The organism is Candidatus Binatia bacterium, from assembly GCA_036563615.1.
Lineage (GTDB): Bacteria > Desulfobacterota > Binatia > UBA12015 > UBA12015 > DATCMB01.
This window is the reverse complement of sequence record DATCMB010000022.1, coordinates 133,720-147,689: the sequence shown is the minus strand read 5'-3', so window position 1 is coordinate 147,689 and position 13,970 is coordinate 133,720. Positions and strand designations below refer to the sequence as shown.

Annotated in this window: 10 protein-coding genes and 1 tRNA gene; 1 reads left to right on the top strand and 10 read right to left on the bottom strand. The window is 72.3% G+C overall.

From position 1 onward, the window contains the following. Positions 1-48: 48 nt before the first annotated feature. Positions 49-1,059 (top strand): DUF2889 domain-containing protein, encoded by a 1,011-nt coding sequence (locus tag VIS07_19060; protein ID HEY8517616.1) that lies wholly within the window; start codon positions 49-51, stop codon positions 1,057-1,059. A gap of 132 nt (positions 1,060-1,191) precedes the next feature. On the opposite strand, the gene VIS07_19055 is transcribed toward VIS07_19060, so the two are convergent. The 10 genes from VIS07_19055 to recN all read right to left on the bottom strand — a co-directional run bounded on the left by VIS07_19055 (position 1,192) and on the right by recN (position 13,970). Then, on the bottom strand, positions 1,192-1,674 hold the full coding sequence (locus VIS07_19055) for a peroxiredoxin (GenBank protein HEY8517615.1): 483 nt from the start codon (positions 1,672-1,674) through the stop codon (positions 1,192-1,194). 77 nt (positions 1,675-1,751) lie between these two features. Next, positions 1,752-2,768 (bottom strand): creatininase family protein, encoded by a 1,017-nt coding sequence (locus VIS07_19050; GenBank protein HEY8517614.1) that lies wholly within the window; start codon positions 2,766-2,768, stop codon positions 1,752-1,754. Positions 2,769-2,777: 9 nt separating this feature from the next. Further along, positions 2,778-4,244, bottom strand: coding sequence for an oligosaccharide flippase family protein (locus tag VIS07_19045; GenBank protein ID HEY8517613.1), 1,467 nt, complete (start codon positions 4,242-4,244; stop codon positions 2,778-2,780). Positions 4,245-4,321: 77 nt separating this feature from the next. Beyond that, on the bottom strand, positions 4,322-4,711 hold the full coding sequence (locus VIS07_19040) for a hypothetical protein (protein HEY8517612.1): 390 nt from the start codon (positions 4,709-4,711) through the stop codon (positions 4,322-4,324). Beyond that, positions 4,708-8,052: a CehA/McbA family metallohydrolase gene (locus tag VIS07_19035; protein HEY8517611.1), complete on the bottom strand. Its 3,345-nt coding sequence runs from the start codon at positions 8,050-8,052 to the stop codon at positions 4,708-4,710. The genes VIS07_19040 and VIS07_19035 overlap by 4 nt, the downstream gene beginning before the upstream one ends. Positions 8,053-8,159: 107 nt before the next feature. After that, entirely contained in the window at positions 8,160-9,041 is an 882-nt protein-coding gene (locus VIS07_19030) for a DUF882 domain-containing protein (GenBank protein HEY8517610.1), read from the bottom strand. Positions 9,042-9,293: 252 nt separating this feature from the next. Beyond that, positions 9,294-10,964 (bottom strand): L,D-transpeptidase family protein, encoded by a 1,671-nt coding sequence (locus VIS07_19025; GenBank protein HEY8517609.1) that lies wholly within the window; start codon positions 10,962-10,964, stop codon positions 9,294-9,296. Between the two features lie 273 nt (positions 10,965-11,237). Beyond that, positions 11,238-11,310 (bottom strand) — tRNA-Ala (locus tag VIS07_19020). 61 nt (positions 11,311-11,371) lie between these two features. After that, positions 11,372-12,142 (bottom strand): SDR family NAD(P)-dependent oxidoreductase, encoded by a 771-nt coding sequence (locus tag VIS07_19015; protein HEY8517608.1) that lies wholly within the window; start codon positions 12,140-12,142, stop codon positions 11,372-11,374. A gap of 22 nt (positions 12,143-12,164) precedes the next feature. Next, on the bottom strand, positions 12,165-13,970 hold the full coding sequence (recN, locus tag VIS07_19010; GenBank protein HEY8517607.1) for a DNA repair protein RecN: 1,806 nt from the start codon (positions 13,968-13,970) through the stop codon (positions 12,165-12,167).

The window sequence follows — 13,970 nt, the reverse complement described above, 5'->3', positions numbered from 1 at the left end:
CGAGCGCGCGGCTTGCCGGGACGCCGGAAGCCGGAGCACATACGGAGCATGCAGATCGCGGCCCGCGGCATCCCGATCCACACCCGCACGCTCTCGGTGACCCTGCTCGGCGGCGACGGCGCCGAGCTCGAGCTCGCCGCCTACGTGCTCGACCTGCGCAAGCGCGGCTTCGTGCCGGTCGCGGGCGACCTGCAGGGAACCGGCATCATCCACCACATGCAGCTCGCGGGCGCGATCGACCGGCGCGCGCAACGCCTCACGCGGCTCACGGCGCGCATGCCGACGGTGGCCTTCGAGGCGAGCGCGGCCACGCAGGGGGAGAGCTGCCGCGACCTCGTCGCGCGCGTCGACGCGCTCGCCGGAACGACGCTCGACAAAGGATACCCGCGCCGGCTGAGCGAGGAGATCGGCGGCCCGCGCGGCTGCTCGCACGTCCTCACGCTCGCGCAGCTCGTCGGGCCGACGGCGACGTGGGCGCTGCGCGAGGACGGGCGCCTGCACGGCTCCGATGCGCCGCGCCGGCGCGGCGAGCGCGTGTTCCGCCGCGACGTCGTCGTCGACGGCTACGAGAGCGATGGCGACTTGTGGTTGACGCTACAGCTGAACGATCTGTGCTTCGCGCCCGAGGTGGACGCGACGGCGGCGAGCGAGCGCTTCGCCGCGCAGCTCGAGCTGCGTGGAGCGGCGCGCGTCGCGATGAGCGAGCTCCGCATCGCGGAGCTCGCGCTCGAGGAGCGTCGGCGCGACGCGCGCTCGTTCGACACCGCCGAGTGGCGTCCGCGTCCCGACCGCGCCGAGCCCGTCGTCGGGCTCTCGCTGCGCGCCGGCATCACGGCTGCCCTGCTCGATCAGTTCGGCGGCCAGGGCGGCGCGGGCGACGACCAGCCGCTGCTCGACGCGCTCTTGATGCTCGCGCCGGCGACCGTGCAGTGCGTCGCCTCGTTCATCGACACCTGGACCAAGGTGCCGTGGATGCGCGGCAACGAGACCGGCGGCTTCCCGGACTCGTGCTACATGTGGCGCCGCGACGGCGCGCTCGGTCGCACGCGGTTCGTCTGAGCGGCGTCGCGCACGAAGCTGGAACGCAGCGCCGGGGCGCGTCACTCGGCGCCGCGCAAGACTCGCTCGGCAGCGCCGAGCGTGCCCACGCGGCGCCGCCCGGACTCGAGCGACGCCGCACGGGCGTCGATTTCAGAGTCGCTCGAGAACCTTCTCGGCGCTCGACGCGTTGAGCCCGGGACCCGGCTCGACCATCAGCGCCTCGACCTTGCCGTCGCGCAGGATCATCGCGTAGCGCTGCGAGCGCGGCCCCATGCCGAAGCCGCTCGCGTCCATGTCGAGGCCGAGCGCGCGCGTCAGCTCGCCGTTGCCGTCGGCCAGCATCCGCACCTTGCCGGTCGCGTTGCTGCTCTTGCCCCAGGCGTCCATGACGAACACGTCGTTGACCGACAGGCACGCGATCTCGTCGACGCCCTTCTTCTTGATCGCGTCGTAGTGCTCGATGAACCCGGGCAGGTGCTTCATCGAGCAGGTCGGCGTGAACGCGCCGGGGACGGCGAACACCACGACCCGCCTGCCGGCCGAGAGCTCCGCCAGCGAGATCGGCGTCGGCTTGCCGTCGACCATCTCGGTGACCTTCACGTCGGGAATCTTGTCGCCTTCCTTGATCGCCATGGGCTCCTCGCGAGGCTGATGTCGTTGGGAAGCGCTACAGCTATCCGAGCCCCGAGACGCACTCAAGAACGAGCGCGTCAGAGAAGCAGCAGCGCGACCACGAGCGCCGCCGCGATGCCGACGCGCGCCGCGAAGCCGGGCTGGATCACCGCGTGCTCCGAAGCGATGCTGCGCACCTCGTGCGCCGCGACGCGACCGAGGCAGACGTTCTCGACGATCTCGAGGCAGTCCTCGGCGAGGATCTCGCGGAACGCGTGACCGATCTCCGCCGACGCGACGGACGGATCGCCCTTGTACGTGACGGCTTCCCCGCCGTAGCCGTAGCGCGCGTTGAGCAGCCAGCCGATCGCGCCCGACAGCGCCTCGACCGCTTCGCGCAGCTTCGCCGCATCCCCACCCGTGCGCTCGCGCAGCCGGACGGCCCACGCGCCGACGCGCGCCAGCGGACGCCACACCGGCGGCTGCAGCGGCGGCAGCGTCTCGTAGCCGGGCTCGACGAGCCGCGCGTCCTGCGCGAGCATGAAGCTCGTCTCCCACGCGGCCGCGTGCTCGCCGCTCAGCAGACCGGTGCGCTCGCGCTCGGTGAGCGCGCGTCCGATCAGCTCCTCGACGCGCGCGAAACGTCCGCCGGTGACGATCCGGTGCAGCGTGACGATCGACGGCGTGAACATCCGGATCCCGGTGCGCCGGCTGACCTTGCGGCACGCGGCCTCGAGCGCCGCCGCGTGACGCGGGCCGCCGTGTCCGTTGGTGACCACGACGTTCGCGAAGCCCGCGCGCGCGAGACTTCGCCCGTGCGCGACGAGCGCCGTGTACACGGTGCGCGGCGACGCCTCGACCGAGCCCGCGAGCGGCAGCTCGTCGGCGCCGAGCGGCAGCGGCGGCAGCTGCACGACCATCCAGTCGGGATGGCGCTCGGCGAAGCGACGCCCGGTCTCCTCCGCCATCCAGCGGGCCATGAAGAGGTCCATTCCGAGCGGCAGGTGCGGCCCGTGCACCTCGAGCGCGCTCACCGGCAGGAACGCGACGCTGCGCGCTCCGCTCAGCTGTCGGAGCTTCGTGGAGGTCAGCTCTTCCGCGCGGACGACGGCCATCGGCTGCCCTTAGCGCTCCGCTCCGCGGCGCGCGAGCCGGCGCACGCCGAGCAGCTCGCGGTAGACGCGCAGGTGGGCGAGCGTCCAGACGCTCGCGAGAACGATCGGCAAGAGCCGCGCCGTGACCACGTCGGCACCGCTCGCGAGCAGGACGGCGAGCGCGAAGCCCGGCACGACGAGCGCGAGCCGCAGCGCGTTCTCGCGCTGCACGCGGTAGCCGAGCGCCGCGCGGTGGTAGGCGTACGTCGCGATCAGCGCGACGACGTTCGCGGCGCAGTACGCGAGCGCGACCGCGACGGCGCCGAGCCCCGGCAGCAGCAGCCACGACAGCACCGCCCAGCCGCCCCAGTAGAGAAACGCCTGGAAGACGAGGAACCCGAGACGCTCGCGCGGCAGGAGCGAGATGTTCATCGACTGCCGCAGCATGGCGACGAGCTCACCTGCAAGCTGCCAGCACAGCATCGTTCCCGCCGCGAGGAACTCCTTCGTGTAGAGGACCGGGATCCACAGCTCGCGCGTCGCGAGCAGGACGACGATCCCGGGCGCCAGGACGACGAGCGCGATGCGCAGGAAGTCGTTCTGCAGCGCGAGCACGGCGCCGGGCTCGTCGAGCTTCGTCGCGACCTTCGGCATGCCGTAGGTCCACAGCGACGTCGCCAGGATGCCGAGGTAGTTCTGCCCGACCTGCCAGGCGACCTGGTAGAAGCCGTTCGCCTCGGAGCCGTACTGGCGGACGATCTCGCCGCGCACGAACAGCGTCGAGCCGGCGGCGGCGATGCTGGTCAGCGCCAGCGCGCCCGCGTAGCGCACGAGCTTGCGTGCGGTCGCTCCGTCGGCGGCGCTCGGACGGAGCCGCAGCTCGAGCGGTGCAGCGACGTGTCGGCGCACGAGCACGGCCGCCGTCGCCAGTGCGACGATCTCCGCGATCGCGAACGCCGCGACCGCACCCGTCAAGCCAAAGCCCCACGCCAGCAGCGCCATCGCCACGAGGACGACCAGCGACTCGAGGAGCGCGACCTGAACGAAGGCGCGGAACTGCAGCGCCCCGGAGAGGACGCGCATCGCGAGCGTCTTCGGCACGGCGAAGAGCAGCGTGAGCGCGACCAGCGCGACGAGCGGCGCCTGCCCGGCGTCGTCGAACACCCAGCGGGCGACTCGAGGCGCGAGCGCGACGCTCGCCCCCGCGAGCACGAGCGCGAGCGCGCCGAACAGCGCGAGCGAGGTCACCATCAAGCGCTCGAGCGCGCGGGAATCCCGCCGTCCGTACGCCTCCGCGACGAGCTTCAGGAAGCCGTTTGCCGAGCCGAGCACGCTGAGCTGCCGGAGCAGATCCTGCAGCGACGACGCCTGCGCGAGGAGCCCCGTGCCCGCCGGCCCGAGCAGCGCCGCCACGATCTTGGCGCGGATCGCGCCCAGCACGAGCTGCGCTGCTTGACGGAAGCTCAGCAGGCCGACCGAGCGTGCCAGCTCGCTCATCGCGACGCCTCGTGCACGCGGCGGATGTCGAACGTCCGGCGTCTCGTCAAGGTGTCGTCAAGGCGTCGAGAAAGGCGTCAAGGACGGACCAGGGCGTTGCCGCGCGCGTCGAAGTTCACCACCGCGCGGCCGGTCTGCACGTCGAGGATCGACACCACGCCTTGCGCGACCGCGTGGCGCCAGGCGCGCAGCCAGTCCTCGGCGGCCTCGCGCCGACGCTCGGCCGGCAGCGTGCGCCAGCGCTCTCCCACCCGGACGAGCAGCATCCGCGGCAGCCCGGGATGACGCTCGACGTCGACGACGTCGTACGCCTCGCGCGCCGCCGGGGCGCGCAGGCGCGCGATGACGTCGTCCGCCGAGAGCTGGTGCGCCCCGGCGACGGCGGCCGCGAGCACGAGGCCGAGCCCCAGCGTCGCCGCGCGGAGCGCGCGTCCGCTGCGGTCCGAACGAAGCTCGCTGCCGATCACCGCTGCGGCTCGACTCCTTCCGCGGCGCGCGCCCGCTCCGCCTCGATCCGCGCGCGCTCGGACTCCGGCAGCTGCTTCAGCGCCTCCTCGACCGCGCTCGTCGGGATCTGGAGCTGGTGCAGCGGCACGTAGTCCGAGGTCGCCTGCTTCTTGTCGCGCTGCACCTTCTCCGCGAGCTCGCGTCCGGTGAGCACGCGCTCCTCGTCGTCGGCGATCGCGGAACGCGGACCGCCGAGCGACGCGACCGCGCGACGCAGCCAGCCGCCCGCGCGTGCGTACCACGGCCGGTCTGCGCGCTCGACCTGCGCGAACGCGGGCAGCGCGTCAAGCACAGGAGACGCGCTCGCCATGACCGGCAAGCCCGGCGCGTCGAAGCCGTCGCCCGCGAGGTCCACGAACACGGGGTTGGTGAACGCGATCGGCACCATGCCCGGCACGATCGTGTCGATCAGCGGCGTCGGCGCGGGAAGCGGCGACAGCTTCGCGCCCGCTTCGACGATGAAGTACGTGTCGACCGCGACGTCGACCGGGATCTCCGCGTCGAAGCGCACGACGCGGTTCAGCGCCTGGCTGAACGCGTTCTTCGGAGCCGCCTTGACGGCCGGCTTCGTCGTCCCGTCGAAGGTCAGGACGGTGAAGCCGTTCGCGATGACCCGCACCTCCTCGACCGGGATCCAGCTCGCCGCCTGCACCTGGATGCGCAGGCGCACGGTCGAGCTGCTCGGCACGAGCGTCCCGCCGAGCGTCGCCGACGCGCCGCCCGCGTCGAGCACCGAGAAGCGCACGAAGGGACCGGTCGTCGCCATCATGTTGCCGGCCTTGATGTTGGCGTCGAAGACCGAGACGTCGAGCGTCGCGGGATCGTCGCCGGCACCGCCGACGTAGGTCCGCGCGTAGCCGGCGTTCTCGAGCGTGACCCGGTGCGAGTCCGACGTGCCCGTGCCGCCGATGAACGGCACCGTCGGCGGATCGAGCTGGTTCAGCAGGGAGAGCCAGTCGCGCCGCACCGCGATGTACCCCGGGACGCTCGTACCGTTGATGATCTCCATCACGTCGAAATCGATGTTGCGGATGCCGTCGGGGTTCGAGACGCCCGAGGTCCCCGGACCGGTGACGTCGTCGTCGAGCAGCAGGTCGTTCGGCGACGCGCTGATCGGCAGGCCGGGGTCGTAGCCGAAGTTGTTGAAGAAGCCGATCGACGTGATCCCCGAGACGCCCGCGCGCACGTGGTTGTACTGGATCACCTGCGCGCCCTGGTCGCGCAGCCGCTTGAAGATCCAGTTCGGCGCGACGAACTCGTCCTCGACCGCGCCGTCGCGGCGCGCGTCCGGCTGCACGGTCAACGGCCACGCGTTGATGTGCCCGGTGCTGTCCGGGAACGCCGGCGGGTTCGGCACGGAGCCGGTCGTCTCGTTGCCGACGATCGAGGTGATGTGGTTGCCGAGATTCAGGCTCGCGATGATCGGCGCGTAATCGACGTGGTAGTCGTGGTCGGTGCTGACCATCACCTCGACGCCCTCGCCGGCGAAGCTCGCGACGCGGTCGCGCAGCATGGCGGTCGAGTCGAGGCTGCGCGCGGAGTGGACGTGGAAGTCGCCCGACACGAAGCCCGCCGTGTCGACGACCCGCCGCAGCCGCATGCTGATCTTGCGCTTGCGCTCGGCGCGGATCGTCACCTTGCGCCGCCGGATCGAGTACTCCGGACCGCGCGACACGATGATCTCGTACTTGCCCGGACGGATCTGCACGCTGCCCTCGCCGCTCGCGAGGTAGAGGAAGTTCGCCTGCGCCGGGCCGCCGCCGAACGTCTCGGCGCGCAGGTCGAACTCCGGCCCGGCAAGCGGAACGGCGATCGCGAGCAGATCGCTGCGGAAGCGCGGATCCGGCGTCGGCGCGATGCCCTTGAACGTGATCTTGGCCGGCATCGTCGGATCCGGTCCGGGAACCATCTCGAGCACGCGGAACTCGAGCGTCGAGAGCGCGCTCAGCTGGGGCGTCGTCACCACCGTGTTCGTCGACGCCGCGACGACGATGCCGCTCACGGTCACCGGATCGCGCTCCGCCGCGCGGATCTCGAAGCTGTAGACGCCGGCTGGCAGCACGACGCCGGAGAAGGCGCCGGTCGCGTCCGTGCGGAACTGCGTGACCGGCGAGTCGTTCGCGAAGCCGGGCACCGCCGCGCCGCCGGTGCGCGTCGCGATGACGCTCGCCTCGACGTCCGGCGTGTCGACCGCGTCGATGTCGCCGGAGATCGTGCCGGTCGCGAACGACTGGCGCGCCGCGAGCTCGGTGATCATCGCGTTCGCGACCGCGGCGACGTCGTTCTTCGGCGCGACGTAGATGCGGCGCTTGTAGGTGAGCACGCCGCCCGGCTGCAGCGAGCCGAGCGGGAAGTTGCCGAACGCGGTGAGCAGGTTGCTGCTCACGCCGAAGAGCGTGTTCACGGTCGACACGACCGGCGGGTTCGGACCGGGACCGTCCTGGTCGATGCTCGCCTCCACGCCGAGCAGACCGTACGCGTTCTCGCCCGCCGCCAGCCCGCTCGGCGGATCGATCACGCCGTCGCTCGGACGCGCGATGCCGGGCGCCGCGGCGAACGCGGGCGTCTCGAGCGCCAGCACGATCGCCGAGAAGTCCAGCACCGGGTGACGGAAGCCGCGTCCGACGAGCGGCGAGAACGGCACCTGCGCCTGCTGCGTCCACAGGCTCGCGTCGAGGAAGCCGCCGAGCCCCATCGCCGTGTTCGTCGGATGGGTGTTGGTCACGGTGGTCACGACCGTGAGGAACGGATCGCTTCCGGCGGCCGTGTACTCCGTGACCACCTGGAGGTCCTCGGGCGGCACCGGCGATGGACCGGTGTCGAAGCCGAGCAGGTTGCCCGTGCAGGTGATCGTCGCCGACGACGCCGTCGTCGAGGCGCTGATGCCGTTGTAAAGAATGAAATTCGACGTGCTGAGACCGCCGACCGTGAAGATCTGCGTCAGGTGGTCGTTGTTCTGCCCGTTGTTGCCGAGGTCGATCAGCGAGCAGCCGGTGAAGGCGAACTCGCTGACCTTCGGCGGCGCGCTCGCGCCGAGCAGCGGCACCAGGTCGGCCTGCGGACCGACGTCGTCGATGATCGCCTGGACGACGCCGTTCGACAGGTACCAGTCGTCGATCCCGCCGTCGGCGTCCGTACCGGTGAACAGCGTCTCGGCGACGTTGCCGGCGTTCACCTGGGTGGCGACGAACTCTGCGGCCGCCTCGAGCGGCAGCAGTCCGACCGCGAAGGCCAGCAGTCCCGTGACAAAGCGCAGCGCGTGCACGTCGGGTCCCTCCGGACGCGGCCGAAAGGACCGCATCGGGACGACCCTACAGGCGCTGCTGTGCGCGGCGCAACGATTTTTTGTCGCGGGCGCCGCGACGGCGGCGAGAGCCGGCGACCGCGGCAGGCGACGAACCGCCTACCCTACCAGCGACGAACCGGGCCGCTGTCGAGGTGCACGAAGCCGTCGCCCGGGTAGTAGCCGACGCCGCCCGCGCGCATCGCGACCGCGACGTTGCGCAGCTGACGGAGGTCGCGGCCCGGCAGGAACACGTCGATCGCCTGCCCGGTCATGTGGAAGCTGTGCTCGGCCACCCGCGCACCGGCCCGGCGATAGTTCTCGTTCGTGGTCGGCGAGCGATAGCCCGAGCAGACGTGGAACGCTTCCCGGCTGCCGAGCGCGTTGCGCAGCTCGAAGAGCTGGTTCAGCACGCGCGGATCGAACTGGCAGACCTCGTCGGTGTGGTAGTCGCGCAGCAGGTTGTCGAAGGCGCGCAGCGCTTCCGGCTCGTAGCGGCCGTTGACGTAGTACTCGGCCGACAGGCTCTCGCCGGTGTGGATGTTGTAGAGCGACAGGCTGCGAACCTGCGAGGACCCCGCGCCGCCGAACGAGAACGCGCGCCCCGGAGCGAACGGCTCCGGCGACTCGAGGCGCGACGGCACGCGCACGATCTCGCGGCGTGCGCCGCCGGAATGGGCGACGGTGCGCGTCGTGCGCGCCGGCGCCTTGCGCTGGGCGGCGGTCCGCGCCGGCACCGACTTCTTCACCACCGCCTTGGGCTTGGCGCTCGCCTTGGCGGTCGACTTGCCCTTGACGGTCGAGGGACGCTTCGCCGGGCTGCTCGTGCGGCTGGTCGCCGACTTGCCCTTGGTCGCGGTCGACTTGGCGGACTTGCCCGAGCTCGAACCGGACGAGCGTTTGACCGCGTTCGCTACCTTCGCTGCAAGAGAAGAGTTCGGGACGAGCAGCAAGCCCGCCGCGATCCCGCCGAGCCAGAGGAATCTACGCCGGCTAGCGGAAGACACACCCCTCCCCTCCAGTTCCGGTTCCGTCATTCCCCCTCCCTGGGACTGATCGTACCGCGACGACTCGGGCTCCCTCTTCCCGAGCCGCCACCCCAACGTGCGGCATCCCGTACAACACGAGATCGCGCGCGTCCAGAGTTGGAGCGCGATTTTCCGCTCTTCGGGCCCGACCGCGAGGTCAGTCCGGGGCGGCCGCCAGGCAGGATCGACGACCGCGAACTTTTGACTTGTCAGCGCGCGAGCGCGAGGTGGCTACGGTCGTGCGCCGCTCGTGAGCCCGCTCGCAACGGTGTCGCGCGCGACCAGCACCGGCGCCGTCGGCTCGGGGAGTCGGACGCCGCGCGGACGCGCGATCTCCTTCGCGAGCTTGCCGTCGATGCCGTAGATGTCCTCGCGGAACTCCGCCTCGCCGTCGGGCGTCGCCCAGGCGGTGGCGTACGTGAAGTGGACCGGCACCGGAGCCCTGAGCCGCGCGGTGCGCGTGGTCCAGGTCGAGAGCGCCCGCTTGCGGCGCTCCTCGTTCCACTCCGGCGTATCCTCGAGCAGCGCCGCGGCGAGCGCCTTCGCGTCCTGGAGCCGGACGCAGCCGTGGCTCAGGCTGCGCGTTCCGAGGCGGAACTTGTCCTTGTTCGGCGTGTCGTGGAGGTACACGCCGTACGGGTTCGGCAGGTTGAACTTCAGCCGACCGAGCGGGTTCTTGGGCCCGGGCGCCTGACGCAGACGACCGCCGGCGCGCACCGTGATCGACTGCGACGCGAAGTACGACTCATCGGCGAGCGAGCGCGGGAAGAGCTCCTCGGACGCGATGCGCGGCGGCACGTTCCACGGCGGGTTGAAGACGATGTCGCGGATCTCGCTGCTGAACACCGGCGTCTGCCAGTTCGTGCGTCCGACGATCACCGGCATCTCGAGCTTGGTCTCGCCCTGCTCGGCGAGCTCGAGGCGGTACTCCGGGATGTTGATGCGCACGTAGCGCTCGCCGAGGTCCTCCGGCAGCCAGCGCATGCGCTCCATGTTCGCGACGATCTGCTGGACGCGCGCCGAGGCGGGCACGTTGAGCGCGGCGCGCGTGCGCGGCCCCACCGTGCCGTCGACCACGAGGCCGTGGCGCCGCTGGAAGCGTCGCACCGCTTCCTGGACGGTCGCGTCGTAGACGTTGCTCTTGCCCGGCGGGTCGGGCTCCGTCAGGTCGCCGGTGACGCGCAGACGGGCGCGCAGCGCGCGCACGGAAGGATCGACCACGCCGAGCGTCAGCTTGGGACCGTCCGGAACCCGCGGCCAGCCGCCGCTCGCCGCGATCTCGCGGTAGCGCGCGAGCAGATCGCGCATCGCGCGATACGCGTTGGTCTGCGGCGGCAGCTCGGCCATCAGCGCCGGGATGCCGTCCGTGGGCGTTCCGGCGACGTCGAGCGCGATGCGCACGGGATCGGGGTCGACGACCGCGGGCGGGACGTCCGGGATGTCGACGCGCGGGCGGCGCGCTCCGGTGCGCACGTGCACGCCGTAGAGCATCACCGCTTCGCTGAGCAGCAGATCGAGCTCCGCGCGCGCGATCGGATCGGTGCTGCCACGCCGCCGCTCGATCTGCGCGATGCGGTACGCCTGCGGCTCGAGCCCTTCACGATCGGCCGCGCGCAGCACCGACAGCACGGCGTCGATGCGCGCATCGGCGTCGGGCTGCTCGACCCACAGCGGCGCGGAGCCGCGCGTGTCGTACAGCGCGCGCAGGACCTTCGAGTCGAGCCGCGCGCCCTCGAGCACCAGCGGCTGCGGATCGAGCAGCATCTGGGAGATGAGCGGCGCGAGCCCGCTCTGCGGGGCGGTCTCGGACGCCTCGGCAGCGGCGCTCGCGCCAAGCCAGATCGCCGCTGCGAGAAGAAGCCGCGCGGCGCCCTGCGCGCACGTCCGTGGAACGAGCCTCACTGCCACACGCACCTTCCCCACGCGCTTCACCATACACGTGTCTTCGGCCTCCGAAAGCTCGCAAGTGCGCTACGCCACGGCGATGCGGAATCCGCCATGGCGCGCGCCGCGGCCCCTCGGGCCGATGCCCCGGATCTCACCTCGAGGCCGATCTCGGCGGCGTCAATCGTCGCGCCCGCACGCAGCACCTGCGGCCTCGTGCGGACGCCGCGATCGGGCGCTGCAGCGGAGCGCACGCGCGGGCAAGCGGTGCGCGTTCCCGGGTGGTTCAGGTGGAGCCGAAGGGAATCGAACCCTCGACCTCTTGAATGCCATTCAAGCGCTCTCCCAACTGAGCTACGGCCCCGAAAACCCGTGGCGCCCTAGGTAAGCGAACCCCCGCCCGATTGCAACGCGGCTCGAGAGGCTCACCCGCCGGTGACGTCGATCGTCTGGCCAGTGATGGCGCTCGCCTGCTCGCTCGCGAGAAAGGCCGCCACCGCCGCGACCTCTTCCGGCGTGATCAGCCGGCGCAGCGCCGTCGTCCGCGTCGCCTCCGCGACCACCCGCTCGTAGGCGAGGCCGCGCTCGGCGGCGAGGCGCTGGTGGTAGCGGTGCAGCAGCTCCGTCGCGACCAGGCCCGGCACCAGGGCGTTGACGCGAATCCCCTGCGGGCCGACCTCGCCGGCGAGCGCCTTGGTGAACGCGATCAGCCCGGCCTTGGCGGCGCTGAAGTGCGAGCGGCGCGGCAGCCCCTGGCGCGCCACGGTCGACGCGACGTTGACGATCACGCCGGTCCGGCGCGGCAGCATCGAGCGCGTCAAGCACTCGCGGGCGCACAGCATGGCGCCGGTCAGCGTCGTCGCGATGGTCGAGTTCCAGTTCTCGAGGGTCATGTTGGCGACCGTCTGGTCCTCGCCCACGGTCGCGGCGTTGTTGACCAGCGCGTCGATGCGGCCGAAATCGGCCAGCACGCGCTCGACCATCGCGCGCACGTCCTCCTCGATCGAAACGTCGCACGGCACGACGAGCGCGCGCGTGCCGTGCGCCGTCGCCATCGCCGCCGTCTCCTCGAGCGGCTCGACCCGCCGCCCGACCAGCACCACGTCCGCGCCTTCGGCGGCGAAGGCCGTCGCGATCGCCCGGCCGATGCCGCTTCCGGCGCCGGTCACGACCGCCACCCGCTCGATCAATCGCACTCGCCCTGGCTCCCTTGCTCGCTCAGGACGACCGCGTCGCGGCGCGCGTCCGCGGGCCGCGTCCGCCGGCGCGCCGCTGCGTCGGGGCGGCGACCTCGGCGGCGTCGCCGTCCCGCGCCCGCGAGAGCAGCTCCCGCGCGTGCGCGCGTGCGGCCTCGCTCGACGTCCCGCCCAGCATGCGCGCCAGCTCGCTCACCCGCTCCTCGTCCTGCACCTCGACCACTTGCGTGCGCGTCCGTCCCCGGTCGCGCGTCTTACGCACTGCGTAATGATGGTCGGCAAAGACGGCAATCTGCGCGAGGTGCGTGATCGAGATCACCTGGTGACGCCCCGCGAGCGCGCGCAGGCGGCGTCCGACGACCTCGGCGGTCGCGCCGCCGATGCCGGCGTCGACCTCGTCGAAGACCAGCGTCGGCACCTCGATCCCGCCCGCGACGTTGCGCAGCGCGAGCATGAGGCGCGAGAGCTCGCCGCCCGACGCGATCCGCGCGAGCGGTCGCGCGCCCTCGCCGGGATTCGCCGCCAGATCGAACTCGACGCGGTCGACGCCGTCCGGGCCGAGACCTGCGCCGTCGCGCGTCAGCACCGCCCCGGCGCCCCGCGACGGACCCGGCGGTAGCGGGTCGAAGCGCACCGAGAAGCGCGCGTCGGCCATGCCGAGCAGCGCGAGCTCCGCCTCGAGCGCACGGGCGAGACGCTCGGCGCCCGCGCGCCGCTTGCGCGACAGCTCGATCGCCGCGCGCCACGCGTCGTCGGCCGCGCGCTCGAGCTCGCCGCGCAGCGCCGCCGGGTCGGCGATGTCGGACGCGGAGCGGGCGAGCTCCGCCTGCAGCGCGTCGCGCTTCGCGATCAGACCGGCGACGTCCGAGACGCCGTGCTTGCGCTCGAGCCGCGCGAGCAGCGCGAGGCGCTCCTCGATCGCCTCGAGACGCTGGGGGTCGGCCTCGAGCGATTCCGCGTAGTCGACCAGCGCGCGGACCGCCTCCGCGAGCGGCTCGGCGGCGCGGCCGAGCTCGGCCGCGATCTCGTCGAGCTCCGGATCGACCGCCGCGAGGTCGCCGAGCCGGCGCGCCATCGTCTGCACGGTGGCGAGCGCGGCTCCGTCCGCGGCGTGCAGCCGCTCGACCGCCTCGCCCACGCCCTGCGCGAGGCGCTCGACGTTGCGCAGCCGCGTGCGCTCGGTCGCGAGCGCCTCCTCCTCGTCGGCGCGCTCGAGCCGCGCCTGCACGAGCTCGTCGAGGTCGTAGCGCGCGATCTCGAGTCGGCGCTCGAGCTCCGCGGCGCCGCGCTCGAGCGCGTCGACGCGCGAAACGAGCTCCGCGACGCGCGCGTACGTGGCGCGGAAGGCGGCCGCGTCGGCCGACGTGCCGGCCGCCTGGTCCAGCATCTCGAGGTGCGTCTCGGCTGTGGCGAGGCGCAGCGACTCGTGCTGGCCCTGCAGGTGGATCAGCAGCTCGCCGAGCTCGAGCAGCGCCGCGACCGTCGACGCGCGTCCGTTGATCGTCACCTGCGAGCGGCCGCTGCGCGCGATCGTGCGCCGCACGGCGATCTCGCCCCCGGCGCTCGGCGTGACGCCCAGCCGCGCGAGCCGTGCCTCGACCTCCGCGCGGCGCTCGCCGGAATCGAACGTCGCCTCGACCAACGCCGCGTCGCAGCCGGCGCGCACCATCTCGCTGCCCGCGCGGTGTCCGGCGGCGATCGCCAGCGCGCGCTGCAGCAGGCTCTTGCCGGCGCCGGTCTCGCCGGTGACGACGTTGAGCCCTGGACCGAAGCGCAGCTCGAGGTCCTCGATCAGCGCGAAGTCCTTGACGCGCAGGAGCCGCAGCAT

Coding starts and splice junctions, on each gene's coding strand:
- VIS07_19060 (HEY8517616.1), top strand. CDS start 49: ATGCAGATCGCGGCCCGCGGCATCCCGATCCACACCCGCACGCTCTCG.
- VIS07_19055 (HEY8517615.1), bottom strand. CDS start 1,674: ATGGCGATCAAGGAAGGCGACAAGATTCCCGACGTGAAGGTCACCGAG.
- VIS07_19050 (HEY8517614.1), bottom strand. CDS start 2,768: ATGGCCGTCGTCCGCGCGGAAGAGCTGACCTCCACGAAGCTCCGACAG.
- VIS07_19045 (HEY8517613.1), bottom strand. CDS start 4,244: ATGAGCGAGCTGGCACGCTCGGTCGGCCTGCTGAGCTTCCGTCAAGCA.
- VIS07_19035 (HEY8517611.1), bottom strand. CDS start 8,052: ATGCGGTCCTTTCGGCCGCGTCCGGAGGGACCCGACGTGCACGCGCTG.
- recN (HEY8517607.1), bottom strand. CDS start 13,970: ATGCTGCGGCTCCTGCGCGTCAAGGACTTCGCGCTGATCGAGGACCTC.